Origin of the sequence: Shuttleworthella satelles DSM 14600, from assembly GCF_000160115.1 — a bacterium.
GTDB classification, from domain to species: Bacteria; Bacillota; Clostridia; order Lachnospirales; family Lachnospiraceae; genus Shuttleworthia; species Shuttleworthia satelles.
This window is the reverse complement of the sequence record NZ_GG665867.1, coordinates 596,059-622,450: the sequence shown is the minus strand read 5'-3', so window position 1 is coordinate 622,450 and position 26,392 is coordinate 596,059. Positions and strand designations below refer to the sequence as shown.

General features: G+C 54.1%; 21 protein-coding genes and 1 other annotated feature. Of the genes, 5 read left to right on the top strand and 16 right to left on the bottom strand.

What is annotated here, in order from left to right; genetic code table 11:
* Window positions 1–19 precede the first annotated feature (19 nt).
* From rpoB to rpmG, 8 genes are all read right to left on the bottom strand, one after another.
* Window positions 20–4,000 carry a DNA-directed RNA polymerase subunit beta gene (gene rpoB / locus GCWU000342_RS09535; RefSeq protein ID WP_006907237.1) on the bottom strand — a complete coding sequence of 1,327 codons (3,981 nt, stop codon included), beginning with the start codon at window positions 3,998–4,000 and terminating at the stop codon, window positions 20–22.
* A gap of 414 nt (window positions 4,001–4,414) precedes the next feature.
* A complete protein-coding gene (gene rplL / locus GCWU000342_RS09530) occupies window positions 4,415–4,789 on the bottom strand; it encodes a 50S ribosomal protein L7/L12 (RefSeq protein ID WP_045001025.1) in 375 nt (124 codons plus the stop codon).
* Window positions 4,790–4,858: 69 nt separating this feature from the next.
* Window positions 4,859–5,503, bottom strand: coding sequence for a 50S ribosomal protein L10 (gene rplJ, locus GCWU000342_RS09525; protein ID WP_006907233.1), 645 nt, complete (start codon window positions 5,501–5,503; stop codon window positions 4,859–4,861).
* A 35-nt stretch (window positions 5,504–5,538) separates the two neighbouring features.
* Window positions 5,539–5,687, bottom strand: a sequence feature (ribosomal protein L10 leader region).
* 29 nt (window positions 5,688–5,716) lie between these two features.
* Window positions 5,717–6,409, bottom strand: coding sequence for a 50S ribosomal protein L1 (gene rplA, locus GCWU000342_RS09520; protein WP_044961458.1), 693 nt, complete (start codon window positions 6,407–6,409; stop codon window positions 5,717–5,719).
* A 157-nt stretch (window positions 6,410–6,566) separates the two neighbouring features.
* Window positions 6,567–6,992, bottom strand: coding sequence for a 50S ribosomal protein L11 (rplK, locus tag GCWU000342_RS09515; RefSeq protein ID WP_006907230.1), 426 nt, complete (start codon window positions 6,990–6,992; stop codon window positions 6,567–6,569).
* A 15-nt stretch (window positions 6,993–7,007) separates the two neighbouring features.
* Window positions 7,008–7,541, bottom strand: coding sequence for a transcription termination/antitermination protein NusG (gene nusG, locus GCWU000342_RS09510; RefSeq protein WP_044961456.1), 534 nt, complete (start codon window positions 7,539–7,541; stop codon window positions 7,008–7,010).
* 30 nt (window positions 7,542–7,571) lie between these two features.
* Window positions 7,572–7,778 (bottom strand): preprotein translocase subunit SecE, encoded by a 207-nt coding sequence (gene secE / locus GCWU000342_RS09505; RefSeq protein WP_006907228.1) that lies wholly within the window; start codon window positions 7,776–7,778, stop codon window positions 7,572–7,574.
* 18 nt (window positions 7,779–7,796) lie between these two features.
* Window positions 7,797–7,946 (bottom strand): 50S ribosomal protein L33, encoded by a 150-nt coding sequence (gene rpmG / locus GCWU000342_RS10315; protein ID WP_156784547.1) that lies wholly within the window; start codon window positions 7,944–7,946, stop codon window positions 7,797–7,799.
* A gap of 245 nt (window positions 7,947–8,191) precedes the next feature.
* Between rpmG and murC the strand changes: the two genes are divergently transcribed.
* From murC to GCWU000342_RS09485, 4 genes are all read left to right on the top strand, one after another.
* A complete protein-coding gene (gene murC / locus GCWU000342_RS09500) occupies window positions 8,192–9,568 on the top strand; it encodes a UDP-N-acetylmuramate--L-alanine ligase (RefSeq protein WP_006907226.1) in 1,377 nt (458 codons plus the stop codon).
* 207 nt (window positions 9,569–9,775) lie between these two features.
* Window positions 9,776–10,873 carry a DnaD domain protein gene (locus tag GCWU000342_RS09495; RefSeq protein WP_006907224.1) on the top strand — a complete coding sequence of 366 codons (1,098 nt, stop codon included), beginning with the start codon at window positions 9,776–9,778 and terminating at the stop codon, window positions 10,871–10,873.
* Between the two features lie 7 nt (window positions 10,874–10,880).
* Window positions 10,881–11,900, top strand: a complete 1,020-nt coding sequence (locus GCWU000342_RS09490; RefSeq protein ID WP_006907223.1) for an ATP-binding protein — start codon at window positions 10,881–10,883, stop codon at window positions 11,898–11,900.
* A gap of 22 nt (window positions 11,901–11,922) precedes the next feature.
* Window positions 11,923–13,107, top strand: coding sequence for a ribose-phosphate pyrophosphokinase (locus GCWU000342_RS09485; protein WP_006907222.1), 1,185 nt, complete (start codon window positions 11,923–11,925; stop codon window positions 13,105–13,107).
* Window positions 13,108–13,600: 493 nt separating this feature from the next.
* On the opposite strand, the gene GCWU000342_RS10600 is transcribed toward GCWU000342_RS09485, so the two are convergent.
* From GCWU000342_RS10600 to GCWU000342_RS09470, 4 genes are all read right to left on the bottom strand, one after another.
* Window positions 13,601–13,762 (bottom strand): hypothetical protein, encoded by a 162-nt coding sequence (locus GCWU000342_RS10600; RefSeq protein WP_006907220.1) that lies wholly within the window; start codon window positions 13,760–13,762, stop codon window positions 13,601–13,603.
* Between the two features lie 211 nt (window positions 13,763–13,973).
* On the bottom strand, window positions 13,974–16,553 hold the full coding sequence (locus GCWU000342_RS09480) for a TolB-like translocation protein (protein WP_006907218.1): 2,580 nt from the start codon (window positions 16,551–16,553) through the stop codon (window positions 13,974–13,976).
* The gene (locus GCWU000342_RS09475) at window positions 16,550–17,497 is read right to left on the bottom strand and encodes a transketolase family protein (protein WP_045001023.1); all 948 of its coding nucleotides are present in this window, start codon (window positions 17,495–17,497) and stop codon (window positions 16,550–16,552) included. Before GCWU000342_RS09475 ends, GCWU000342_RS09480 begins: the two co-directional genes overlap by 4 nt.
* Window positions 17,485–18,324, bottom strand: coding sequence for a transketolase (locus tag GCWU000342_RS09470; RefSeq protein ID WP_045001021.1), 840 nt, complete (start codon window positions 18,322–18,324; stop codon window positions 17,485–17,487). Before GCWU000342_RS09470 ends, GCWU000342_RS09475 begins: the two co-directional genes overlap by 13 nt.
* 292 nt (window positions 18,325–18,616) lie before the next feature.
* On the opposite strand from GCWU000342_RS09470, the gene GCWU000342_RS10055 reads away from it, so the two are divergent.
* Complete coding sequence (locus GCWU000342_RS10055) at window positions 18,617–19,585, top strand: zinc dependent phospholipase C family protein (protein ID WP_049921734.1); 969 nt, start codon at window positions 18,617–18,619, stop codon at window positions 19,583–19,585.
* 124 nt (window positions 19,586–19,709) lie between these two features.
* On the opposite strand, the gene GCWU000342_RS09460 is transcribed toward GCWU000342_RS10055, so the two are convergent.
* The 4 genes from GCWU000342_RS09460 to nrdG all read right to left on the bottom strand — a co-directional run bounded on the left by GCWU000342_RS09460 (window position 19,710) and on the right by nrdG (window position 26,309).
* Complete coding sequence (locus GCWU000342_RS09460) at window positions 19,710–21,638, bottom strand: fructose-bisphosphatase class III (protein ID WP_006907213.1); 1,929 nt, start codon at window positions 21,636–21,638, stop codon at window positions 19,710–19,712.
* A 160-nt stretch (window positions 21,639–21,798) separates the two neighbouring features.
* The gene (pflA, locus tag GCWU000342_RS09455; RefSeq protein ID WP_006907212.1) at window positions 21,799–22,545 is read right to left on the bottom strand and encodes a pyruvate formate-lyase-activating protein; all 747 of its coding nucleotides are present in this window, start codon (window positions 22,543–22,545) and stop codon (window positions 21,799–21,801) included.
* 401 nt (window positions 22,546–22,946) lie between these two features.
* Window positions 22,947–25,205 (bottom strand): formate C-acetyltransferase, encoded by a 2,259-nt coding sequence (gene pflB / locus GCWU000342_RS09445; RefSeq protein ID WP_045001016.1) that lies wholly within the window; start codon window positions 25,203–25,205, stop codon window positions 22,947–22,949.
* A gap of 534 nt (window positions 25,206–25,739) precedes the next feature.
* Window positions 25,740–26,309: an anaerobic ribonucleoside-triphosphate reductase activating protein gene (nrdG, locus tag GCWU000342_RS09440; protein ID WP_006907209.1), complete on the bottom strand. Its 570-nt coding sequence runs from the start codon at window positions 26,307–26,309 to the stop codon at window positions 25,740–25,742.
* Between the last annotated feature and the right edge of the window lie 83 nt (window positions 26,310–26,392).

The following is a 26,392-nucleotide window of genomic DNA, read 5'->3' as shown; positions in this document are numbered from 1 at the left end:
TTATGGATCTCCCTTCTGATCAATCTTCGTCGCCGAAGTCCTCCTCGGCATCCTGGATGTCTCCGTCCGTATCCTGATCCTCGGAATCTACCAATTCCTCGCTCTCCGCGTCAAACTCCTGCTTGGTGAAGCCGTGCCGACCGAAGTTCTCAACATTCTCGAAGGCTGCGTAGCGCGTGTCATCAGAGCCGTCAATTAAGGCCCTGATCTCGTCGCTGTTCGCGTCGGCATTCTCCGCAGATCCCAAAGCCTCTGCCTTCTCCCTGTTTTTGGCATTGCGCTCCTCCCGGGAGATAAGAGCATTGATATTGGTATTGCCGTACTCCGTCGACTCCATCAGCTTCACTTCTCTGCCGCTGTCATCAAGGACATTGACGTCGAGCGCCAGAGCCTGCAGTTCCTTGAGCATAACCTTGAAGGACTCCGGCGTTCCCGGATCGGGAATGTTCTCTCCCTTGATGATGGCCTCGTAGGTCTTAACGCGGCCGACAACATCATCCGACTTGACGGTCAGAATCTCCTGCAGCGTATGGGCCGCTCCATAGGCCTCCAGGGCCCAGACCTCCATCTCTCCGAATCTCTGACCGCCGAACTGAGCCTTGCCGCCCAGAGGCTGCTGGGTTACCAGGGAGTAGGGACCGGTAGAACGCGCGTGAATCTTGTCGTCGACCAGGTGATGCAACTTCAGATAGTGCATGTGTCCGATGGTCGTGGGCCCGTCAAAGGGCTGACCGGTACGGCCGTCGCGCAGCTGAACCTTGCCGTCCCTGGAGATGGGAACTCCCTTCCACAGGGCTCTGTGGCCGCGGTTCTCAGAGAGATAATCCATGGTCTTCTGATCCAGGATCTCCTGGTACTTGTTCTTGAAGTCCTCCCAGGGCTCATTGACATAGTCGTTGGCCATTTCCAGCGTATCTCCGATCTCGCGCTCGCTCGCGCCGTCGAAGACAGGCGTCTCAATATTGAGGCCGAGGGCCTTGGCGGCCAGGCTCAGATGGATCTCCAGGACCTGTCCGATATTCATACGCGAGGGCACGCCCAGGGGATTCAAGACGATGTCCAGGGGACGGCCGTTGGGAAGGAAGGGCATATCCTCGACAGGGAGAACGCGGGATACGACACCCTTATTTCCATGTCGTCCGGCCATCTTATCGCCGGGGCCGATCTTGCGTTTCTGCGCGATGTAAATGCGGACCGCCTTGTTGACGCCGGGATTCAGCTCGTCGCCATTCTCCCTTGTAAAGATCTTGGCGTCTACAACAATCCCATACTCACCGTGCGGAACCTTCAGAGAGGTATCTCTCACCTCTCTTGCCTTCTCTCCGAAAATAGCGCGAAGCAGCTTCTCTTCCGCCGTCAGCTCTGTCTCTCCCTTGGGAGTAACCTTTCCCACCAGAATATCACCGGAGCGAACTTCCGCGCCGATGCGAATGATACCGTTCTCATCCAGATCCTTGAGGGCCTCATCTCCGACGCCGGGAACATCTCTTGTAATCTCTTCCGGTCCCAGCTTCGTGTCACGGGACTCCGTCTCATATTCCTCGATATGGATGGATGTGTAGACATCGTTCTCGACCAGGTTCTCTGACAGAAGAACCGCGTCCTCGTAGTTATACCCCTCCCAGGTCATGAAACCGATCAGGGGGTTCTTGCCGAGAGCCAGCTCTCCCCGCGATGTGGAGGGTCCGTCAGCGATTACCTCGCCGGCCTCGACGCGGTCGCCCTTGAAGACGATGGGTCGCTGATTATAGCAGTTGGACTGGTTCGACCGCTCAAACTTGGTCAGGAGATACTCATCTCTTCCACCGTCATCCGTCTTGATAATAATGCGATTGGACTCGGCCGCCTCAACGGTTCCCGCCGCTCGGGCCAAAACACAGACCCCGGAATCGACTGCCGTCTTTGGCTCCATACCGGTGCCGACAACCGGAGCCTCTGTCGTCAGAAGAGGCACTGCCTGCCGCTGCATGTTGGATCCCATGAGGGCGCGGTTCGCGTCGTCGTTCTGAAGGAAGGGGATCAGAGCCGTCGCAACAGAGAATACCATACGGGGAGAAACGTCCATATAGTCAAAGGCTCCCCGGTCATAAGTCTGGGTCTCATCGCGGAAACGGCCGGATACCTGCTTGTGGACAAAATGTCCGTCCGCGTCCAGGGGCTCATTCGCCTGAGCCACGTGGTAATTATCCTCCTCATCGGCCGCCATGTAGACAACCTCTTCGGTGACACGCGGATTGTCCGCGTCGGATTTGTCGATCACACGGTAAGGCGCCTCGATAAATCCGTACTCATTGATGCGGGCATAGGAAGCCAGCGAATTGATCAGACCGATATTGGGTCCCTCAGGAGTCTCGACCGGGCACATACGGCCATAGTGGGTATAGTGTACGTCTCGAACCTCGAATCCGGCGCGGTCTCTTGAGAGTCCGCCGGGGCCAAGGGCAGAGAGGCGCCTCTTATGGGTCAGCTCGCCCAGAGGATTGTTCTGATCCATGAACTGTGACAGCTGTGAGGAGCCGAAGAACTCCTTGACCGCTGCCGTCACGGGCTTAATGTTGATCAGGCTCTGCGGGCTGATCGTCTCGACATCCTGGGTTGACATGCGCTCACGGACCACGCGCTCCATGCGTGACAGGCCGATCCGATACTGGTTCTGGAGGAGCTCTCCGACCGCGCGGATACGGCGATTGCCCAGATGATCGATGTCGTCGTCATTGCCGAGTCCATACTCCAGATGCATGTTGTAGTTGATCGAGGCAAAGATATCGTCTCTTGTAATATGTCTCGGAATCAGGTCATGCGCATCGCGCCGGATCGCCTCCAGCAGATCCTCCCTGTTGGGATTTTCCCGCATCAGCTGCTCCAGGACAGGATAGTAGACCTTCTCATTGATTCCATAGGCCCTGGGGTCGTCGATATCCACATGCGCCCTGATATCGACCATGAGGTTGGACAGGACCTTCACATTGCGGGTCTCTGTCTGAATCCAAACGAAGGGAACACCGGCATTCTGGATTCGATCCGCCAGCTCCTGGTCAACCCTGCTGCCCGCCGAAGCCAGGATCTCACCAGTCGACTGATCCACCACATCTTCCGCCAGAACCTGCTTATTGATCCGCTTGCGCAGGGCCAGCTTCTTATTAAACTTGTAGCGGCCAACCTTGGCCAGATCATAGCGTCTAGGATCAAAGAACATCCCGCTGATCAGACTCTCCGCAGACTCGACCGTCAGAGGCTCACCGGGGCGGATTTTCTTGTAGAGCTCCAGAAGGCCGCCCTCGTAAGAGCCCTGGGGCGCCTGTTCCGTAATGGAAGTGTCTTTCTCAAAGGAGGCCAGAATCTTAGGCTCCTCACCGAACATCTCGATAATCTCCTGGTTGCTGCCCAGTCCCAGAGCTCGAATCAGAACCGTGATCGGAACCTTGCGGGTGCGGTCAACGCGAACATAGAAGACGTCGTTGGAATCCGTCTCATACTCCAGCCAGGCTCCGCGATTGGGAATGACAGTCGCGGTAAAGAGCTCCTTGCCGATTTTGTCATGGTCAATTCCGTAGTAGATACCGGGCGAGCGGACCAGCTGAGATACAATGACGCGCTCCGCGCCGTTGATGACAAATGTACCCGTCTCCGTCATCAGAGGAAGGTCCCCCATGAAGATCTCATGTTCGTTGATCTCGTCGGTCTCCTTATTATAGAGGCGAACCTTTACCTTAAGAGGAGCAGAGTATGTGGTGTCCCTGGCCTTGCATTCCGGAATGGTGTATTTGATCTCATCGGTACACAGGCGGAAACCCACGAACTCCAAGCTCAAATGGCCGCTGAAATCCGAGATGGGGGAGATATCATCGAACGCCTCCTTCATGCCCTCATCGAGAAACCACTTGTAGGAGTCTCTCTGAACTGCAATGAAATTTGGCATCTCAAGAACTTCCTTGGAGCGCTTATAGCTCATGCGGACTCCCTTGCCGGATTTCACCAGATGTACTCTGTTCTTCTCCATTGACGTTTCACCTCTCGTTCAATCTTCGCATCCCGCAGAAGGCCACAGAAGGCCGCAAAAAGCTGCAGAAAGCTGCTGTGATAGGTTCCTGTAAAAGGGCGCAATATGCCTATTGCGCCACAATAGTGCAACCTACATACTACTACGGCTTATCAAGGCCTGTCAACCGGCAATTTTCGACCAGTTTTCCGGCGATTTTTCGGTCAGACTTCCGGCACGTCAATTTTCGACCTGAGAAGCAAGCAAGTAAATCAGGGAGAAGCATCAGAAAAGCCACCAGAAAAAGGGTACTCCCTTCCATCAAAAAAGCCGCAGCCCACACGCGGTGAACTGCAGCCCTTTCTCTGCATAGGAACGGGATCTCCGGCAGACATCTGCTCCGTCCCCTGTGTCGAATGATAGAAGTGAAGCCTCTTACTTAAGGGTAACCGTAGCGCCCTCAGCCTCGAACTTCGTCTTGAGCTCCTCAGCCTCTTCCTTGGAAACGCCCTCCTTGAGCACCTTGGGAGCTGCCTCAACAGCCTCCTTAGCCTCCTTGAGACCAAGACCCAGAGCATCACGGACAACCTTGATGACCTTGATCTTATTGGCGCCGATAGAAGTCAGCTCTACATCGAACTCTGTCTTCTCCTCAGCGGCCGCGCCGGCAGCGCCGCCAGCTGCGACAACAACGCCAGCCGCTGCGGATACACCGAACTCCTCCTCGCAAGCCTTAACAAGATCGTTAAGCTCGAGCACAGAAAGCTCCTTGATCGCCTCGATAAACTCTTCCGTCGTTAACTTAGCCATTTTTATTTCCTCCATAAATATTGATGATCACAGTATTTTCTGATTCAAAGCGCACGCATCAACGCGCAATTACTCTGCAGGGGTCTCCGCTGCTGCCTGAGCGGGCTCTTCTGCGGGAGCTTCGGCTGCTGCCTCAGCGGGCTCTTCGGCGGGAGCCTCCGCTGCTGCCTCAGCGGGCTCTTCTGCAGGAGTCTCGGCTGCTGCCTCAGCAGGCTCTTCGGCAACTGCCTCGCCGCCCTTCTCCGCGATCTGATTGAGAACGCGGGCCAGGTTGGTGACAGGAGCCTGGAAGCTGCCCAGCAATCTGGAGATGAGCTCGTCTCTTGAAGGTACGGACGCGATTGCCTGAATCTCCTCCGCGTCGCAGAACTTGCCCTCGACAACGCCGGCCTTCAGCTCAAGCTTGGGAGCCTTCTTGGCGAAGTTGGCAAGTACGCGCGCGGCGGCGGTTGCGTCGTCCCTGGAGATCGCGATCGCGTTGGGTCCCTCGAGAGCATCTGCCAGGCCCGCGAAATCAGTATCCTTGATCGCGAATCTGACCATGGTGTTCTTGTAGACCTTGTAAGTAACGCCCGCTTCTCTCAGGTCCTTACGCAGCTCAGTATCTTCAGCGACCGTCAAGCCACGGTAATCAACCACAACAACAGAAGCTGCGTCCTGAATGCTGTCGGCGATTTCCTGAACGATCGGCTGTTTTAACTCTACTTTTGCCATGTATTGGTTTCCTCCTTATTAGATTTCAACTTGCGACATAAACCGAAAAACCTCACCGTCCTAAGACAGTGAGGCAGATGATCCTACGTATCACAGACAGGCTGTGTTCGTCGTCCTCCTCGGCAGGTCGATCTACGTTACGCCTTGCGGCACCTGCTGTCTTCGGTAAAGATGCTTACGCATTATAACTGGAATTGTATATGGTGTCAATCCTCAGGCAAACTGTGTCGTGTTTACCTTGACGCCGGCCCCCATGGTAGGCGCAAGAGTCACACTCTTCAGATACTGACCCTTCAGGCTTGAGGGTCTTGCCTTGACGATTGCGTCCATTAAGCTCTGGAAGTTGTCCGCTAACTGCTCATCGGTGAAGGAAGCCTTCCCGATCGGCACGTGAATAATATTGGCCTTGTCAAGGCGGTACTCGATCTTACCTGCCTTGATGTCGTTGACTGCCTTGGTGACATCCATCGTAACGGTTCCGGCCTTGGGGTTTGGCATTAAACCCTTTGGTCCGAGGACACGGCCGAGACGTCCTACAACGCCCATCATGTCCGGGGTAGCTACAACAACGTCGAAATCGAGCCATCCCTCGTTCTGGATCCTGGGGAGCAGGTCCTCAGCTCCAACGAAATCAGCTCCTGCGGCTGTCGCTTCCTCAGCCTTGTCACCCTTGGCAAATACCAGGACGCGAACGGTCTTGCCGGTACCGTGGGGGAGTACAACCGCTCCACGGATCTGCTGCTCCGCGTGACGACCGTCACAACCGGTGCGGATGTGAACTTCAATGGTCTCATCGAACTTGGCGGTCGCGTTCTTCTTAACCTGGCTGATCGCCTCCGCCTTATCAAGCTCTACCGTCTTATCGTAGCTCTTGACGGCCTCCTGATATCTCTTACCTCTCTTCATGATTACCTCCTGTGGTAGTAGCGGGAGAAGATCCCCTCCCACAAATTCTCTTGTAAAGACAGCAAACCGCTTTCCTTCAATCTGCCGTCATCCCCTGGTTATAAAACTGCCCTCCGGCCTCTTATGACCCGCGACTTAGCCGCGAACCAAACGGGGGTCAGTCAACAATCTCAATTCCCATACTGCGCGCGGTACCCGCGATCATAGACATTGCAGCCTCAATATCCGCAGCGTTCAGATCGGGCATCTTGGTCTCAGCGATCTCCTGAACCTGCGCCCTGGTGATCTTGGCGACCTTGTTCTTGTTGGGCTCGCCGGACGCCTTCGCGATTCCGCAGGCCTTCTTGATCATGACCGCAGCCGGAGGGGTCTTGGTGATAAATGAGAAACTTCTGTCAGTGTAGACAGTGATAACAACGGGGACGATGGTATCACCCATGTTCGCTGTCTTCGCGTTGAACTGCTTGGTGAACTCTACAATGTTCACTCCGTGCTGACCAAGCGCGGGTCCTACGGGGGGGGCAGGGGTTGCCTTGCCCGCGGGGATCTGAAGCTTGATATATCCTTCAATTTTCTTTGCCATTTTGGAAATGCCTCCTTAATTCATTTTCTGAACGTCCGTGAAACTGATTTCAACCGGCGTCTCACGGCCAAAGAGCTCAACGTTAATGGTGAGACTCTGTTTATTGGGGTTCATCGCCTGAACGACACCGACCGTATCCTTCCAGGCGCCTCCGATCACGCTGACCGTATCGCCAACGCCGAAGTCGACCTCAATATTTTCGGTATGAATTCCCATCTTGCTCATTTCTCTCTCAGTCAGAGGGACAGGATCGGATCCGGGGCCGACAAAGCCGGTCGCGCCTCTGGTGTTGCGTACGACATACCAGGTATCGTCATTCATATACATGTTGATCAGAACATAGCCGGGAAAAATCTTCTTGGAGACAGTCTTGCGGACGCCGTTCTTCACTTCTACGACATCCTGCATGGGGACCATAACCTCGAGGATCTGATCTTGCAGATGACGGTTCGCTACCGTCTTCTCAATATCAGCCTTCACCTTGTTCTCATACCCCGAATAGGTGTGTGCCACATACCAGTGTGGTTCCGTATCGTGCCGAGTTGCCAATTCTCTCCTCCTTGTACAGCCTTACAGCTATCACTTCAGATTGAAATTCACCAGAAAATTAAGCCCGAAGTGGACAACGAAATCGACAGCCACAATAATTGCGGCAGTGATAACGCTGGTCACAACGACCGCTACCGATTCTCTGGACACCTGGTTGATTGAGGGCCATGTAATCTTAGAGAATTCATGCTTGATTCCTGTCCAAAAACCGGTCTTGGACTTTGATTCATTTGCCATAGCGTCTCCTAGCTGAGATTATTTTGTCTCTTTGTGCAGAGTGTGTCTCTTGCAGAAGGGGCAATACTTCTTGGTCTCAACACGATCGGGATGCGTCTTCTTATCCTTGGTCGTGTTGTAGTTCCGTCTCTGGCATTCTGTGCATGCCAATGTTATTCTTGTGCGCACAACTTCTACCTCCAATTTCATTAAGAGTATGCTGTCGCGTCAATTCCTGTCCTTCGGGCGGAAAGTACCCGAAAATAGACATAAAAAAAAGACGCTCTTCCATCGCCAAAATAATATAGCATAGAGGGGAAAGCCGCGTCAATCTATTTCTGCCGGGGAGGCGGGGAAGCTCCCCATTCAAAATTGAAAAAAGAAAGGCTTCGTATATAATGAAGACAATCATATGACTAGAGAAGAGGTGCCCTATGTTTCAGATTGACTTTACACAGCCGATACATGTCCATTTCATTGGCATCGGCGGCATCAGCATGAGCGGTTTGGCTGAGATCCTGCTGGACCGTCACTTCACGGTTTCCGGCTCCGACCGGTCTCCCTCCGCGATCACAGAACACCTGTCTTCCCTGGGCGCGAAGATTGCCTGTCCCCAGTCCGCCGCCAATGTCACGGACGACATCGACTGCTTCGTCTACACGGCCGCCATCTCCCCGGATAACCCCGAATGGATTGCCGCAAGCGCCAGCAAAAAGCCCATGCTGACCCGGGCCCAGCTCCTGGGACAGATCATGAGCCACTACCCGGAGTCCATCGCCATCGCGGGAACGCACGGCAAGACCACAAGCACATCCATGATGTCCATGCTCCTTTTAGAGTCCGATCAGAAGCCCACCATCTCTGTCGGCGGTATCTTAGACGCCATCCACTCCAATGTCCATGTGGGAAACTCTGACCGTTTCGTCGCCGAGGCCTGCGAATACACCAACTCCTTTTTGGAGTTTTACCCCAAGTACAGTGTCATCTTAAACATTGAGGCAGAACATCTGGACTTCTTCAAGGATTTGGACGATATCCGCCGCTCCTTTAAGCGCTTTGCCGAGAACACGGCCGACAAGGGTCTGCTCGTCATCAACGGTGAAATCAATGACTGGCAGTCTCTGGTCGCCGACGTCAAATCCGATGTGCAGACCTATGGTTTCGACGACAGCTGCGACTGGTATCCCAGCCAGATCAGTTATGATCACTTCGGCTGTGCCAGCTTCATTCCCCATTTTCGCCAGCAGACCCTTCCTCTGATCCGGCTGCATGTGCCGGGCCGCCATAACATCGGCAACGCCCTCTCCGTCCTGGCGGTCGCTCACCGCATGGGCCTGAGCGAAGAAGAGATCCGGGAGGGCTTTGCCAAGTTCCACGGAGCAGACCGCCGCTTCCAATATAAGGGAAAATTCCATGGGGCTACCGTCATCGACGATTACGCCCACCACCCCACAGAGATCCGCGCCTCATTAGCAGCCGCCAAGAACTATCCGCACAAGCGCATTGTCGTCGTATTCCAGCCCCACACCTATACCAGAACCAAGGCCTTCTTAGAGGACTTTGCCGACGCCCTTTCCGCCGCGGACCAGGTCATCCTGGCCGATATCTATGCGGCCAGAGAACAGGATATTTACGGCGTCAGCTCCCTGGATATCAAGAAACGGCTGGACGCCGCCGGCGTCGACTGTCTCTATTTTCCTTCTTTCGAGGAAATTGAGGACTATCTGAAGAAAAATTCTATCGACGGGGACCTGTTGATAACCATGGGGGCCGGAAATGTCGTGCAGATTGGAGAGGACTTGCTCCGCTAAGACTTATCCACCTCTTCCACACCTGTCTGTCTCTTTTTATTCACAGCCGGTGTGGATTTTTTTGCCCCTGTCCATAGGCTTTTTAGGCATTTATCCACATACGCACAATTGGAGCGGAGCCTCTTTCTTCCGGGCTCTGCGCCTTTTTCACCGCCTGTCTCTATGGTATAATCGCAGGCGTGTTTCAAGGAAAAAAGGGAAGTTATCATGTCAGATGTGAAGATCCATACCAGCGACGGCAGGCAGGTGACCTGCGTTCCAAACGCGTTTATTGACCGCTATATGAGGGATGCCAACGGGGAGTATGTCAAGGTCTACCTCTATCTTCTCCGCTGTCTGGAGGACCGCCATATGGATCTGTCTCTGCCAAGCATTGCCGACCATCTGGATCTGACGGAGAAGGATGTGCGCCGGGCCCTCTCTTACTGGGAGTCCGTCCTGATCCTGCGCCTGGAGTACAACGCGAAGGATCAGCTGACTGGGATCTGCATGCTCAATCTCCAGGAGAAAGAGAATGTCCTTTTCGACGCAGACAGAATGTCAGACCCTGTCGCCCCTGTGATCGATCCTGGTACGGGAAAGTATCCTTCCATCAATGATCGGCCTGCCTACAGCCCCGAGCAGATCAATGCCTTCTCCGCGGATGAAAGTGTCCGCGAGCTCCTCTATGTCGCTCAGACTTACTTCGGCAGGCCCCTGACCCACAAGGAGATTGAGACCATTCTCTATTGGAAGGACAGCCTTCACTTCTCTTCCGAGCTGATCGAATACCTGATTGAATACTGTATTGATAACAATCATTCCTCCATCTACTATATGGATCGGATCGCTCTCTCCTGGGCTGAGAAGAAGATCCTCGATCCCCAGGAGGCCAAGAAGCAGAACGAGATCCGCTCTTCTGTCTACCGGACCGTGATGAATGAGTTCGGCATCAAAAATCGCTCCATGGCCGCCAGTGAGCAGGAGCATCTGCAGCATTGGGTCTGTGACCTCAAATTCGACGAGGAAATTGTGGCGGAAGCCTGCCGCAGAACCATTTCCAATATTTCCAGACCCAGCTTCGAGTATGCCAACAGCATCTTAAACAGCTGGTACCGCCAGGGCGTATCCAGCCGCGCTGACATCATGCAGCTGAACGCAAGGTACATGGAACAGAAGAAGACCTCCTCTGACAGCCAAAAGACCGGCGGACAGACGCAGGCCGGCGGCGGGCAGACAGCCGCCAGCAAGAAGAACCGCTTCCATAACTTCTCCCAGGGAAACTACGATATCGCAGCTTTAGAAGACGCCCTGATCAAGAACTGAGGATCCTATGCCACTGACCAACACACAGTATGACCAGCTGATGCGGGAATACCAGCAGAAACAGTTCCGCAATCAGCGCATCATCGATGCCAGACAAGCTGAGCTCTACAAGAAGCTTCCCCTCCTGCGTGATCTGGACGAGCAGATCCGCTCTGTCAGCATGCAGGCAGCCCGCGCCAGAATCAAAAAAAACGGGGAGACGGACGGGGAGACAGATTCGGAGAACTCCCCCTCTAAATCGGCATTGCATGAGCAAATCAAAGACCTCTGCCGACAGAAAATACAGACGATGGAGGAGGCCGGCTATCCCTCCGATTACCTGGTCCCACCCTATGATTGCCCTGACTGTCAGGACACCGGCTATATCAATGGCCGGCGCTGCCACTGTTTTAAGCAGGCGGCGATTGATCTGATCTATACCCAGTCCAATCTGACCGACCGCTTTCAGAGTGAGAATTTTGACCTCTTCCGGCTCGACTATTACTCCAGAGAGCAAATTGACCCCAGAAGCGGCAAATCTTCCTACGAAATTGCCAAAGAGGCCCTTGCTTTCTGCCATTCTTATGTGGACAATTTCGACAGAGATGGTGGTAACCTAATGCTGATCGGTATGCCCGGCATAGGAAAGACCTTTCTGTCCAACTGCATCGCTAACGCGCTCATGCAAAAGGGGCACTCGGTAATCTACTTCACCGCCTTCCAATTGCTCAAGGCCTTTGAAGCTTCCACCTTCCGCCACGACGAGGAGGCCGGCAGGGAATCCGATAACATTTTCAGCTGTGACCTGCTGATCATCGACGATCTCGGCACGGAGATGAATAATTCCTTCACCAACTCCAAGTTCTTTGAGGTGGTCAACGAGCGCCTCCTGCGGAAGAAATCCACCGTGATTTCCTCCAACCTGGATATGGGTCAACTGCGGGATACCTATTCGGACCGCGTCTACTCCCGCCTGGCCAGCAATTATTCTTTCATCCGGCTCTACGGACAGGATATCCGTGTCCTTAAGAAAATAGAGCAATCGTAAACCCAACAATAAGGAGAGCAAAATGCCAAATGACAAGCTGTTACTGGAGAGCAACCCGGTCGCACCCCTGGGAGTCATCCCCCTCAAGAGCTGCACTGATATCGGAGACCGGATCAACCGCTGGCTGACCACCTGGCGCCAGGAGAGGGATTCAGAGCGCGCCAACAGCAATGAAGAACCCGTCTACACGGAGGGAAGCTATATTGTCAAAGCTCACACCCCCCGCTTCGGCTCCGGTGAAGCCAAGGGTACCATCGAGCAATCCGTGCGCGGCTTAGACCTCTATATCATGGTCGACGTCACCAACCACAGTCTGACTTACGACATGTGCGGCGAGTGCAACCACATGTCTCCCGATGACCACTACTCTGATTTAAAGCGTATCATCGCCGCAGTTGAGGGCAAGGCTCATCGCATCACAGTCATTATGCCCTTCCTCTACGAGGGCAGGCAGCACCGCCGCTCCTCCAGAGAATCCTTAGACTGCGCGCTGGCCTTACAGGAGCTGGTCTCCATGGGCGTCGACAATATCATCACCTTCGACGCGCACGATCCCAGGGTTCAGAACGCCATCCCCTTGCACGGCTTTGACACCGTGACCTGCGCATATCAGTTCATCAAGGGAATTTGCCATAACTGCGATGACCTCAAGCTGGACAATGATCATCTGATGATCATCTCCCCCGATGAAGGCGGCACCCAGCGCGCCGTCTACATCGCCTCTATCCTGGGCGTTGAGATGGGCATGTTCTACAAGCGCCGTGACTACTCCAGGATCGTCGACGGCCGCAACCCCATCGTAGCCCACGAATTCCTGGGCGCTCCCGTCGAGGGCAAGGATGTCTGGATCGTCGACGACATGATCGCTTCCGGCGAGTCCATGATTGATGTCGCCTCTGAGCTCAAGCGCCGCGGGGCGAACCGGATCTTCGTCATCGCCACCTTCGGCCTCTTCACCAAGGGTATGGCCAGATTCGACAAGGCCATCGCGGACGGGATCATCTACAAGGTCGTCACCACCAATCTGGTGTACCAGAGCGCAGAGCTCCTCTCCCGCGACTACTACATCAGCTGCGGAATGAGCAAGTACATCGCCTATATCATCGACACCTTGAATCACGACAATTCCATCGCCAGACTCCTGGATCCCTATGACCGAATCCAGAGACTGGTAAGCAAGTACAAGGAGGAGCACAAAGAGGCATAAGGATCTATCCGGCCGGATCAGAGAAACCTTCTAATCACAGGGTGCTATTTCCTGTGTATTCGTCTGTCTAACAATAAGAACCAGCTACTATATCACGCATACTTTCCTCCGGGAAAGGCGAAATATAGTAGTTGGTTCTCTGTTTTTAGATAATCATGCATGCCGCAGATCGCATGCTCATACAGATATTTCTGCCCTTTGTCCCCTCCGGGGAGGCCTGCTCTGTACGATGAAAACTAGAAATGATCTTCGTATCTTGCACAAAATTCCTATAGGTATCCAGATCTCCAATAACTGTCGCATAATTTTCGGACAGAACAAGCGCCTGCCCCTGATCCTCATAGAGATTCCTGACCGAAAGTCAGCACATTATCAGAATCTATTCTCTTTGGCTCCTTGCCAATCATATGTTTGATCTGATCCAAAGCGAAGATGGAATACTCGCGAAGAATGCATTTCATTGTGCCACTGTCTACATCTCTACAATAAATGTTTACTTCCGCGTCAGCCTGTGTCCTCCATGCAGGCCGCGCGGAAAGAGGATCCGATAGCAGGCCAGCCCGAAAGCCAGGAGACCGACAAGGTAGATCGCGCCCAGGCTGAGCAAGAGGAAAATATCCAGAATGCGAATCATCAGAGCTGATAGGTCTAACATAAGAACCTCCCTTCTCCAAATACAATTCCTTCTTCAGCCCAAACATAACGCGATCCACGGAAGATGGCAAGATGAAAGATTCACTAAATATTCATCTGCTTTTTGTCTATTTTTCAGACCCGATCCCCGTCGTTTTCAGGGCGGTACAGCTTCACTCTCATCCCAAACTAATTCACTTTCAAGCCTTTTCTGCTTCACTTTCAGACCCCAGCTAATTCGCTTTCACGTAGGACAGGAATACATTTCCCGCCTCCTCCAGCTGCCCGCTGATGCTGTCCATTCTGGCGGAAATCACATTTCCCGTCTGAGGCTGAAAATAGCGGATCGTATCAGCGGAATAACCCACAATCAAGATAGCCTCGCCGCCCGGCAAAAGGGCATAGACCGCGCTTCCCTTGGACACATAGTAGAGAACCTGTGACAGCTTTGCCCCGGTCAAATCCACTGCCAGAGATCCCTGCAGACTCTCGTCGAGAATCTGTGCCGGTCGCTTGCCCTGAGCAGTCAGGTCAGAGACCTTCGTCGGCTTCTTCTCCCTCATTAAGATGGCGGACAGAGCCTGGCTGGAAGCGTCTGCCCCCTTGTCGACGTCATTGACCTTAAAACCGCTCAGCGCTCCGACATAAGCCCGCTTATCCCTGCGCCAGATAGTATGCGCCTTGCTGTCCACCACCAGTCCCATGTCCGCGTCGGCCCGATCGATGGCACCGATCAGGCTGTCGGTCGTCAGATCTACCCGGCTCCCCTGATAGACAAAATATCGCAGGTCCTGGTCGCCGGGATCCAGCTGCAGACTCGCCTTCTTCGGCGCGGCTGCCAGATCAGCCCTCTGAAAACGCAGCGCCTGCGCCTTCTCCTGTCCGGTCGTCTCACGGCCGGAATCAGTCATCTGCACTATAGTCACCATTCCCAGACCCGGATCCTCCTGCGCCTGAATCTCACAGAAATCGGATTTCTCAGTGAGGCTCTTCTGTATGCTGTCCGAATCAGCAGACACATAGTGGTCGCCCTGTCTTCTGACCCTGCGCAAGGTCAGCGTTGCCCCGCTGCAGTCAGCGCCCACCACAAAGAGGCCGTCCTTCTGGTAGGTCAGCAGTTCTTTGTCCTCCGAAATACTGTGGATCTTGACCTGATACATGGGACTGATCACATTGCCTGCCGCGTCCTTGGTCTGGTCCGACGGACGGATGACACCATAAGCCAGATCTTCGCCCATAAAGGCCAGAACCTGTATCTTCTCCCCATCTGAGGCGGTCAGATCCCTCTTCTCTCCCGTCTCAAAATCCATAATGTGAATCTGGTCGGCCGGTTCGCTGGCCTCTGTGTAAGCCAGATAGCGCCCGGAGGCAGAAACCGCGTACTGTCCCTTTTTCAGCCCCCGCAGCAGCTCTGTCGTCTTCCCCCTGTTTAAGTCGATTCGAACTGCCGTCCCGTCAACTATCAGGTAAAAATCCTGTCTCCCATTCATATAGAGCAGGTCTGAGAAAGAAGCCTTAAGGATCTGATAGGAATCCCCGCTTCTGACGAAGGCCTTCTCCAGGGTCTGTCCTGTCACAGAGTCATAGTGGTACAGGTTGATCCCCACCTGACCTTCATGAGGTCCGGCATTCATGTACCCGTACACCACAAAATCCATGCTTCCCGACTCATCCAGGCCAAGCAGCTTGTATGCGTGGTCCGCGCAGTTACTGCGGGGATCTGTCAGATCGCTGTCATCCCGGAAGGAAAAGATCCGCTTGAGGCTTTTCTTCCCCTGATCATAGGTAAAGAGATCTCCGCCGGAGACGAAGCTGATCAGGCTTCCGGTCTCATTGGACAGACAATTCAGATTTCCATTGCCCACGCCAAGGTTCAGTCTGGCTCCCGTCACAGAGATGCTTCCATCTGTCTGGATGGGATCCATCCGCCTCTGATAGTCCATCAGATACATGCGCCTTGTGCTGTAGCGAACCCGAAAGTACTCATGCACCGTAAAATAGCGGCTTATCCCCTGGTCATCCTTCCTCAGGATGAAGCTGGACTCCAGCATACAGTAATTGGTATTGATATCCGTGAAGGAATAGTCCGGCTCCCGGACCTGGCTGGCCTTCAGAGAGCCATAGCCGATCTGGCCAATTCCGGAATTCAAATTCACCTCTGTCAGGTCTGTCGAGTTCACCTCCCGGCTCGGATCATTCAGATAGACGGACAGGTCCCTGTACTGATCTGACAGGCTCTTTGCGTGAAAATCCCTGGCGAAGTCAAAGATCTCCTCTACGTGATCATCCCTGGTCTTTAATACCCTGGTATAGTAGTAGATCTTCTCCTTGGATCCGGTCAGCTGGAGGGTTAAAGTCAGCAAATACTCCGTCTCATCCTCCAATTTGCCGGACAGGTCGATCTCGGCGGACGGATCCTGCCCGCCGCCTCCCAGGTCGTTCAACTGCCCGCTCGCCAGCTGATTCTGCCCATCAGCTGACCGCAGCTCATAATCCAGACTCTGGACTGCTTTTCCCAGACTGTCAATCGTCAACTGCAGCCGGTCACCGTCAATCAGAGGCGTGATGGTTCCCCGCATGTAGCTGCCTTCCATGGGAGTCGTATAGGCAAAGAGACGATTGATTTGCCGGTCCTTTAGTCCGACGCTGATCCCCGGCAGACTGGGCTTGTCCATGGAAAGCGCCCTGGGTCTCCGGTGAAAATTAAACAGAAGGGAGAAAAGAATCAGAGATGACAAAAAGACCAGCCCCAGGATGATCAGCTGCCTGCGCAGCTTGGGGCTGGGTCCTTTTTCGCGGAATCGCAGATTCATAGCTCTGATACCCAGGCCCTGATCTGCCGGTAAATGCCCTCGGCATCCAGCTGATACTTATGGAGAAGCTCTGCCGCCGGGCCGGATTCGCCGAAGCGATCGCGAATGCCGATGCGCAGCAGCTTCGCGGGATACTCTTCCGCCAGAGTCTCCGCAACCGCGGATCCCAGCCCACCGATGATCGAGTGTTCCTCGACTGTGACCACTCTGCCGCAGTCAGCGGCGGACCGGATCAAGAGGTCACGGTCCAGGGGCTTGATCGTATGCATGTTAATGACACGGGCTGAAATGCCATCCTCCTCCAGCCGCGCGGCCGCCTGCAGGGCCTCCCCCAGTTCCAGACCGCAGGCAATCAGGGCGAGATCGGTTCCCTCGCGGACAACGCTCCCCTTGCCCAGCTCAAAATGATAGTCCGGCCTGTCATTGATGACAGGGACCGCCAGACGCCCGAAACGGAGGTAAAAGGGTCCATCCGTCTCGTATGCGGCCCGCACAGCCTCTCTGGCCTCAATATCATCCGCGGGGACGACAATGGTCATCCCGGGAATCGTCCGCATGAGGGCGATGTCCTCGTTACACTGGTGGCTGGCTCCATCCTCCCCGACGGAGATTCCGGCATGTGTCGCCCCGATCTTGACATTCAGATGAGGATAGCCAATGGAGTTGCGCACCTGCTCAAAGGCTCTTCCCGCGGCAAACATGGCGAAGGTGGACGCGAAGGGCACCTTGCCGGTAGTGGCCAGTCCCGCGGCAATTCCCATCATATTGGACTCCGCGATCCCACAGTCGATATGACGGTCCGGAAAGACCTTCTTGAACATCCCCGTCTTGGTGGCCGCTGCCAGATCCGCATCTAAGACGACCAGATTCTCGTGTTCTCTTCCAAGCGCAACAAGGGCATTGCCATAGCTGTCACGCGTCGCAATCTTCCTCATCTCTGACATAGTGCTTCCTCCGCCTGATTCAGTTCCTCCATCGCCACCGCGAACTGCTCGTCATTGGGCGCCTTTCCATGCCACTCACAGGCATTCTCCATATAGGAGACTCCCTTTCCCTTGACTGTGTGCATGACGATACAGCTTGGCGCCCCCTTATGGGCGCGGGCCCCGGCAAACGCCTCCCTGAGCTGGTCGAAATCGCTGCCGTCCATCACCTCTATGACATTCCATCGAAAGGCCTCAAACTTCGCCGGAATGGGAACCGGCGAGTTGACCTGGTCCAGCGTCCCGTCGATCTGCAGATTGTTGTAGTCTACGATGGCAACCAGGTTGTCAAGCCTTCGGTTCCCCGCAAACATGGCGGCCTCCCAGACCTGTCCCTCCTCGATCTCACCGTCTCCCAAGAGAGTATAGACCCGGTAATCCGCCCCGCTCAGCCTGGCGGAGAGTGCCATGCCGACCGCGACAGAGATCCCCTGTCCCAGAGAACCGGAGGAGGCATCCACCCCTGGCGTCTCCTGCATGCAGGGATGCCCCTGCAGATAACTCCCCACATGGCGAAGGGTCTTTAAATCCTCCGGGGGAAAATATCCCCGCTCCGCCAGAGCCGCGTAAAGGGCCGGGGCATTGTGCCCCTTAGAAAGGACAAAACGGTCCCGATCCGCCTTTTTGGGATCCCCCGGATCCAGCTTCATCTCCTCAAAATAGAGATAGGTCAGAAGGTCAGCAGAAGAAAGAGAGCCGCCCGGATGCCCGGACTTACCGGCATGCACACCAGTAATAATACCCTTGCGGATTCGAACCGCATGTTTCTGCAATTCCAGATTTGTCATATCCATTCCTTTCAGAGAGCACACCGACGTCAACCATTATAGTAGAAAAGGGAGCACTTTTCTATTGGTTGAAAGCGCCCATCGCAATCCCCTTATCGTAAACTCCCATCACAGCCCCCGCTATGGAATTTTCTCTGGAAATTTGCTCTTTTCTGTTGGCAGAAATCGCTCTCCCCTTTTCCCCTTATCCACCCTTCTCTATATCAATCTCGCCTTCTATCCTTCTCTATTGAGAATAAAAAAACTATACTGTAATCAACGGCTGATTCGGATACAGACAAGGAGGTTTCCCATGCCCGGAATGAAAACGCACAACATCTTTGGCCTCAGGGCCGCCAGCTTCATGCCCGCTGACCTCAAGAGCCGAATCGCGCGCCATCCGGTCGCCTACGCCATCGGCCAGCAGGGACCGGATCTCTTCTTCTACTCCCTCTCCCCCTACCTGGCCTACTCCGAAAACCCGGGGGTGGTCATGCACTCCAACCGGGTTATGGATTTCTTCGACGCCCTCTTGAGCGCCCGGGAAGAGATCCTGAATTCCGATGAGGGCCGCTCTATCGCCGACGCCTATATCTGCGGTTTCATAGGTCACTACACCCTGGATTCGACCTGTCATCCCTATATCTACTGCCGGACCCGAAAGAGAAGACATACCGACCGCCCCGTCTATGACTTCGGCCTGCACGTCTTCCTGGAAACGGATATTGACAGCGACTGCGGACACTACTATCTCAACCAGGAGCCGCTCATGGACCACACGGAGCGCTATTTTAAAGCCTCTGCCTCCGAGCGAAAGGTTCTGACCCTTCTTCTTTCCCGGGCAATCGGACGAACTTACCCAGAACTGGGTCTCAAGTCGTGGACCATTTATGAATCGCTGCTCAGTCTTCCCATGACCGCCAGGCTCCTGCGGGATCCCTCCGACGCCAAGAGAAAGCTCCTGCGCCGGGCGGAAGAGCTGAGCATGGGACACGCCGTCGTCTCCGGTATGCTGGTCAGCAATCACATCCGCAAATATCCCGATCCCTGCAACCTCTCCCATCAGACCTGGTGCAACCCCTGGGATCCCGGGCATAGACCCCGCAGAGAGAGCATCATGGACCTGATCGACGACTCCACCGCTGCTCTGATTCGGCGGGTCGAGCTCTACTTTGAGGCAGTAGATCTGGCGGACGCAAATCAGGGGCGGGCGGACTTTATCCCTCTTCTGGAGGATCTGGGCGACCGCTCCTATCTGACGGGGTATACCCTGGAGGATTAAGGCAGACTGACACACTATCCCGTGATCATCCTCTCACCCGTCTCAGACAGCTGTTCCTCCTCGTCCCCGGTTCATCTGCGCGTGTTTTTCGGGTAATTCTCTGCTTTTCTGTTTCAAGCAGCCCTTACAGTGACCGCTCCGCGATCTCCCCGCTCCGGTACATCTCCAGAAGAGAGGTCAGATCCTCAATATCCAGGGCGATCCCCCGGCCGATATCCGTATCCCGCACCATCACGCGCTGCTGCTCCTTCTCAATCACCTCAGAGCTGGACTCGATATCGTCATTATTGGCAAGGGCATCCTCAATCCCCATAAAGGGCCTGTGCTCCTTGAGACGAATTCCGTGCGAATTATAAATCATGGTGTAGCCCGCGATCCCGGTTGTCTTGTGCATACCAGCGCAGAAGCCCCCGTCTATCACGTAGAGCTTGCCTCCGCCCCGCACCGGCTTCTCGCCCCGGATCGTCTTGACCGGAGTATGGCCGTTGATGATGTGCCCCATGGGCGAATAGACCCCGAACTCACGCATGATCATATTGCAATAGCGCTGGTCCAGGCTGAAATTGTAGTAGGGATCCGTGGGCTCCTCCCAGGTCGACCGGTCGTCGATGAACTCCCTCTGAAAGGTCGCCAGCCTGCGGCCGCAGAGGGGGGACTTAGGTCCTGCCCAGAGGAAATACATGAAGTCCAGATCCCTCTCGTGATCCTGCTGGCTGAAATCCTTGCCGCTCTTGGGATCCCTGGTCCGATAGTAGGCTCTTCGGGCGATGCGGTCGGCATAATCCATGTAGCTCCTGCCCCGATAGACATTTCCCTCCAGGCAGATTCCGTCCAGATTCCCCTCGGAGTCCATGGGAATGCAGCCGTGGTAGAGAACATTATCATTGAAGACGCGGTAGATGCTCCCCTTCTCATAGAGGAACTCCACATGGGCCTGCAGGCGCTTGGAACCGGAGAAATCATCCACCAGGCCGTCCAGGATTGTCTTCTCTTCCTCTGATAATTTCGTCGGATCATCCGGGTCAACCGTCGGGAAATCCCTACAGTTCAGGGGATAGATCTTCCCCTCGATCTCCACACTGTAATTGCGAAAATCACAGCGGGAAAACAGGCGCGTCTGATCCATGCCAAATCCCGGATTCTCCCGGATCACACGGTCTTCCAGCTTATAGGCGATCACGCTGATCGCCCGCAGGGCCGCCTTGATCGGGTCTGTCTCCTGGTACTGCTCCAGGGCGAAGAGAACCAGCTTGCGCAGATTAATCCCGTAGCGGCTCTCCAGAATCTCCATATTGCCATGTCGCAGATTGTTGCGCAGGACATTGGCGACGCAGACCCCGGATCCGCAGGCAGCTCCCATCCAGAGGATATCGTGATTCCCCCACTCGATATCCAGGGAGTGATATCCCATGAGCAAGTCCATGATCTTATCCGCGGAGGGTCCCCTGTCAAAGATGTCTCCCACAATGTGCAGGTGATCGACGGCCAGGCGCTTGATCAGGGAGGACAGGGCGATGACAAACTCCTCCGCGTTTTTCAAGGCGATAATGGTGTGCAGAATCTCCCTGTGGTAGGCCACCTGATTGTTGTCCTCATCCGCCTGCATATGGAGGAGCTCGTCAATGATGTAGGCGAAGTCCGGCGACATGGCCTTGCGGACCTTGGACCTGGTGTACTTGCCGGACAGGAAACGGGCGATGGAAATCAGGCGATTTAGGGTCATCAGATACCACTCGTCTGTGATCTTCCCCTGGCGCTTGAGCAGGGCCATCTTGCGGCGGGGGTAGTAGACCAGAGTGGCCAGATCCCGTCGCTCCGCCTCTGTCATCTCATCCTCGAAGATCATCTGGATCTTCTCCCTGATCACGCCGGAGCAGTTGTTGACGATGTGGTAGAAGGCCTCGTACTCGCCGTGGAGATCAGACATGAAATGCTCCGTCCCCTTGGGCAGGTTCAAAATGGCGTTGAGGTTGATGATTTCGCGGCAGACCGCCTGCTGACTCGGATATTTCTCAGCCAGCAGTTTAAGATACTTCCTGTAATCTGTATTCATAGGGCTATTCTAGCAAATCCTTTCCCTTTCGAGGAGACTCTTTCCCATAAAAATTTTCCCGGCGTTTCCATAAAAATTCCAAAAAATCCCCCCGGAGGCCATCTGATTGCGACTTGGCCGCCGGGGGGATGTTCTCCCTGAATTTATATAGAGTTTCCGCTCACCGGATCGGCTCTCCCCGCAGGATCTTCTGCGCCCGCTCGGTCCGTTCCGCGCTGGGCGGTTCGACATCGGCCAGAGTGTTCTTCATCCCAAGCTCCTCCCACTTGTAGAGACCCAGCGTGTGATAGGGAAGAACCTCTATCTTCTGCACGTTGGATAAGGAGGCGATGAATTCTCTGGTCTGATAGAGATACTGATCCACATCGGTAATTCCCGGAACTAAAACCTGGCGGATCCAGATGGGCTTGTGGATGGAGTCCAAATAACGGATTCCGTCCAGGATATTGGCGTTATCCCTGCCGGTCAGCCATCTGTGCTTCTCCGGATCGATGTGCTTGATATCCACTAAAAGCAGGTCCGTGTAAGTCATCAGCTCCTGAAACTTTGAGAAGTAAGGTTCCTCCCTGCTGAAGGGATTCAACGAGGTGTCTATGCAGGTGTTGATCTTCCTCTCTTTGGCCTGGCGGAAGAGCTCCAGCAGAAAATCGATCTGCAAAAGAGGATCCCCGCCGGAGACGGTGATCCCGCCTTCCTTGCCCCAATAGCTGCGATAGCGCTCCGCCTGATCTAAGAGCGCGGATGCCTCCTGCTCATTGTAATTCTTCACATCGTCGATATCCCAGGTATCCACATTATGGCAGTAGCGACAGCGCATATTGCAGCCCTGCAGAAAAATAATGTAGCGGATCCCGGGTCCGTCCACGGATCCGAAGGACTCGACTGAGTGTACTCTTCCGATTGCCATGGTTCACCTCTTTTCCTACTCACCCCGGTCTGTCTTGCTCTTTGATATTTCCGGGCTCTTCTTTTGACCCCTTCGAGCGCTGTTCCTGGCATTCGCAGGCACTTCTTTTATCCTTTTCGAGCGCTGTCCTTGATATTTCCGGGTACAAAGATACCTTCTTTCCTGTCCTGCGCCCGGGTCATTCCTAAGACTGCTTTGATAAGTCTTCTTCAGCAAGAAAAACAGGGACTGCGAGGAGCAGAGGGGCAATGCCGCGTCGCGCATCGGCAAAAGGTATGCGTCTGCGGTATACGGCAAGGTCTCTCCCTGTCTCACTGTCCCTGTCTGTCACAGCCAATAGGGTTCTCTGACATTGCAACCCTTACATTAGCATTGCAATCCTTGCATTGGCATTGCAGCTTTTACATTCTCTTGTGGCAGGTTCTCGCGATAACATCCAGCTGCTGCTCGCGGGTCAGATCGATGAACTTAACCGCATAGCCGGATACGCGGATGGTGAAGTTAGCGTACTCCTCCTTCTCCGGATGCTCCATGGCGTCGATCAGCTTCTCGGTGCCGAAGACATTGACATTGAGATGATGAGCGCCCCTGTCAAAGTAGCCGTCCATGACGCGAACCAGATTGCCCTTGCGCTCGCCAAGGTCGTGGCCGATCGCGTCGGGGCTGATCGTCTGTGTATTGGAAATACCATCCAAAGCGTACTCATAGGGCAGCTTGGCGACAGAGTTCAAGGATGCCAGAAGACCACTCTGCTCAGCTCCATAGGAGGGGTTTGCTCCGGGAGCGAAGGGCTTGAATGCCTCTCTGCCATCGGGCAGGGCTCCGGTTGCCTTCCCGTATACCACATTGGATGTGATGGTCAGGATTGAGGTCGTGGGCTCTGAGTTGCGATAGGTGTGATGCTTCTCAATCTTCTTCATGAATGTCTTGAGGAGCCATACCGCAATGTCATCGGCCCGGTCGTCATCGTTGCCGTACTTGGGGAAGTCTCCCTCAACCTCGTAGTCTGTTACCAGTCCGGATTCATCCCTGATGGTCTTGACCTTGGCGTACTTGATGGCGGACAGAGAGTCGACTACATGTGAGAAGCCCGCGATACCGGTCGCGAAGGTCCGGCGGACATTGGTGTCGATCAGGGCCATCTCAGCTGACTCGTAGTAATACTTGTCATGCATATACTGGATCAGATTCAGGATATTGACATAGAGACCGGACAGCCAATCCATCATCAGGTCAAACTTGTGCATCACCTCGTCATAATCCAGATACTCGGAGCGAATGGGAGCGAGCTCAGGTCCGCACTGTACCTTGAACTTCTCATCCATACCGCCGTTGATCGCGTAGAGCAGGCACTTGGCCAGGTTGGCGCGGGCTCCGAAGAACTGCATCTCCTTACCGGTCTGCGTTGCCGATACGCAGCAGCAGATGGAGTAATCGTCTCCCCATACCGGCTTCATGACATCGTCATTCTCGTACTGAACGGAAGACGTATTGATTGAAACCTTTGCCGCATATTCCTTGAAATTCTCAGGCAGCTTGGAGCTGTAGAGAACCGTCAGGTTGGGCTCGGGTGAGGGACCCATGTTCTCCAGGGTGTGGAGGAAACGGTAGTCGCTCTTGGTGACCATGCTGCGTCCGTCCATGCCGATGCCGGCAACCTCCAGCGTCGCCCATACCGGGTCCCCTGAGAAGAGCTCATTGTAGGAGGGAATACGGGCGAACTTAACCATACGGAACTTCATGACGATGTGGTCAATCAACTCCTGCGCCTCTGACTCGGTCAACTTGCCGGCCGCAAGATCGCGGTCGATATAGATATCCAGGAAGGTAGAGATCCTTCCGACAGACATGGCGGCTCCATTCTGGGTCTTGATGGCTGCCAGGTAGCCGAAGTAGAGCCACTGTACAGCCTCTCTGGCGTCCTTGGCGGGGCCGGAGATATCGTAGCCATAGGCCTTGGCCATCTCCTTCATGCCCTTTAAGGCCCGGATCTGCTCCGCAATCTCCTCGCGAAGACGGATGACATCATCCGTCATCGTCCCGTCTCCACAGTTGTTGAAGTCCTCGGTCTTCTTCTCGATCAGGAAATCAATTCCGTAGAGGGCAACTCTTCTGTAATCGCCGACGATACGGCCACGGCCATAGGTATCGGGAAGTCCGGTCACAATATGGGTATGACGGGCTGTCTTCATCTCGGGGGTGTAGGCGTCAAATACTGCCTGATTATGGGTCTTGTGATACTCGTTGAAGATCTTGTGATACTTCTCGTTGATCTGGTATCCGTAATTGGCAGCTGCCTGCTCGGCCATCTTGATTCCGCCATAAGGCATGAACGCCCTCTTCAGGGGCTTGTCTGTCTGCAGGCCGACAACCTTCTCGAGATCCTTCAGAGACTCGTCGATGTAGCCGGGCCCATAAGCGGTCAGGCTGGAGACAACCTCTGTCTCGCACTCAAGCACGCCGTTTTTAGCTCTCTCTTCCTTCTGCAGCTCCTGCAGCCTGCCCCAGAGCTTATTTGTCGCCTCGGTTGGAGCCGCCAGGAAAGACTCGTCTCCCTCATAGGGGGTATAGTTGTTCTGAATAAATTCACGGACATTGACGTCATCCGTCCACTTGATGCCCTTGAATCCGCTCCACGCTTCCTTAAATGCCTCTCTCATTTTATGTACCTCCTCGCACATAAGATTCCGAAGATCATTCTTCTTTACGCCCTCATCATATGGACCTGATTCCTTGAGTGCAATAGGTTGAGCGCAAGTTCTACCTTAAGTACAAAAAGGAGGTATTTTTGATTGGATGATTGGAAGATTTTACTATATATTGTGCTTAATCATAACTAATCATCTATATATTGCTGTTAGTTGTACCTTATTGTATACAATTTGTATCAATTCAAGAACATGACGATTTTTGTTTGTCGAACGCTTGACCTATCTTTCTTTCGTGTTATAGTTATTTTTATGCATCCTGTTATTTTTTTATCAGATTTCGTTTTTCCTTGGATTTCTTACCTTAGACTTCTTACCTTGGACTCCCTACCCTGGACTTCTTACTTTGGACTCCCTACCCCGGACTTCTTACCCTGAACCCTTGCCTTTGATTCCCTAACGCTTACAGACTAAGCTTTTCATCTCCTTGTTCTTCTTTTCCCGTCATTCCTGCCGTCTTTTATTTTCACATCTCCGACTTCTGTTTTATTTTTCCTGGAATTTCCTGTCCTTCACCGGCCACCAGATGGCCTCAAAGGTCTCCGCTGTCATTTTCCCTTCCTCCCGCATTCTAGCCAGATGCAGCACTCTCTGATTGCGGCTGCCCCGAAACTGCAGGCTGATATCCTTCAGTTCCATGACAAATCGGCCGTCCACCAGAACGTCGATATAGGAGAGCATCTCCTCCGTAAAAGGAGTATGCCGGCATCCTTCCCTGGGGAGCAGGTCACGGTCTATGCTGTAACCGGTGTAGCACCAGACATCCTTGTCAGGATAGGTCTCCTTGATCCTCCGCAGAAGCTTCGTGATCTCGCCCTGGTTCTCCGGCTCGAACGGCTCTCCCCCCAGGCAGGTAAATCCCTGGATATAGTCATGATCCATGGCGTCTATAATAAAAGCTTCCTCTTTCTCCGTGTAGGGCTTGCCGTAACAGAAGTCCCAGGTGTCCGGCTGAAAGCAACCGGGACAGCGATTGCGACAACCGGAGACAAAGAGACTGACCCGCACGCCCGGGCCGTCGGCAATATCCCAATCCTTGATATTTCCGTAGTACATATGAACTCCTTTTCAGATCCTGTGAGGAATGGAAGGATCCTTCTTCCGCTCTCATCATACATAATAAGGGCAAAGGACTGACC

Excerpts from the sequence above, each read along its gene's own strand:
- rpoB (WP_006907237.1), bottom strand. The coding sequence starts at position 4,000 with ATGGAGAAGAACAGAGTACATCTGGTGAAATCCGGCAAGGGAGTCCGC.
- rplL (WP_045001025.1), bottom strand. The coding sequence starts at position 4,789 with ATGGCTAAGTTAACGACGGAAGAGTTTATCGAGGCGATCAAGGAGCTT.
- rplJ (WP_006907233.1), bottom strand. The coding sequence starts at position 5,503 with ATGGCAAAAGTAGAGTTAAAACAGCCGATCGTTCAGGAAATCGCCGAC.
- rplA (WP_044961458.1), bottom strand. The coding sequence starts at position 6,409 with ATGAAGAGAGGTAAGAGATATCAGGAGGCCGTCAAGAGCTACGATAAG.
- rplK (WP_006907230.1), bottom strand. The coding sequence starts at position 6,992 with ATGGCAAAGAAAATTGAAGGATATATCAAGCTTCAGATCCCCGCGGGC.
- secE (WP_006907228.1), bottom strand. The coding sequence starts at position 7,778 with ATGGCAAATGAATCAAAGTCCAAGACCGGTTTTTGGACAGGAATCAAG.
- murC (WP_006907226.1), top strand. The coding sequence starts at position 8,192 with ATGTTTCAGATTGACTTTACACAGCCGATACATGTCCATTTCATTGGC.
- GCWU000342_RS09495 (WP_006907224.1), top strand. The coding sequence starts at position 9,776 with ATGTCAGATGTGAAGATCCATACCAGCGACGGCAGGCAGGTGACCTGC.
- GCWU000342_RS09490 (WP_006907223.1), top strand. The coding sequence starts at position 10,881 with ATGCCACTGACCAACACACAGTATGACCAGCTGATGCGGGAATACCAG.
- GCWU000342_RS09485 (WP_006907222.1), top strand. The coding sequence starts at position 11,923 with ATGCCAAATGACAAGCTGTTACTGGAGAGCAACCCGGTCGCACCCCTG.
- GCWU000342_RS10600 (WP_006907220.1), bottom strand. The coding sequence starts at position 13,762 with ATGTTAGACCTATCAGCTCTGATGATTCGCATTCTGGATATTTTCCTC.
- GCWU000342_RS09480 (WP_006907218.1), bottom strand. The coding sequence starts at position 16,553 with ATGAATCTGCGATTCCGCGAAAAAGGACCCAGCCCCAAGCTGCGCAGG.
- GCWU000342_RS09475 (WP_045001023.1), bottom strand. The coding sequence starts at position 17,497 with ATGTCAGAGATGAGGAAGATTGCGACGCGTGACAGCTATGGCAATGCC.
- GCWU000342_RS09470 (WP_045001021.1), bottom strand. The coding sequence starts at position 18,324 with ATGACAAATCTGGAATTGCAGAAACATGCGGTTCGAATCCGCAAGGGT.
- GCWU000342_RS10055 (WP_049921734.1), top strand. The coding sequence starts at position 18,617 with ATGCCCGGAATGAAAACGCACAACATCTTTGGCCTCAGGGCCGCCAGC.
- GCWU000342_RS09460 (WP_006907213.1), bottom strand. The coding sequence starts at position 21,638 with ATGAATACAGATTACAGGAAGTATCTTAAACTGCTGGCTGAGAAATAT.
- pflA (WP_006907212.1), bottom strand. The coding sequence starts at position 22,545 with ATGGCAATCGGAAGAGTACACTCAGTCGAGTCCTTCGGATCCGTGGAC.
- pflB (WP_045001016.1), bottom strand. The coding sequence starts at position 25,205 with ATGAGAGAGGCATTTAAGGAAGCGTGGAGCGGATTCAAGGGCATCAAG.
- nrdG (WP_006907209.1), bottom strand. The coding sequence starts at position 26,309 with ATGTACTACGGAAATATCAAGGATTGGGATATTGCCGACGGCCCGGGC.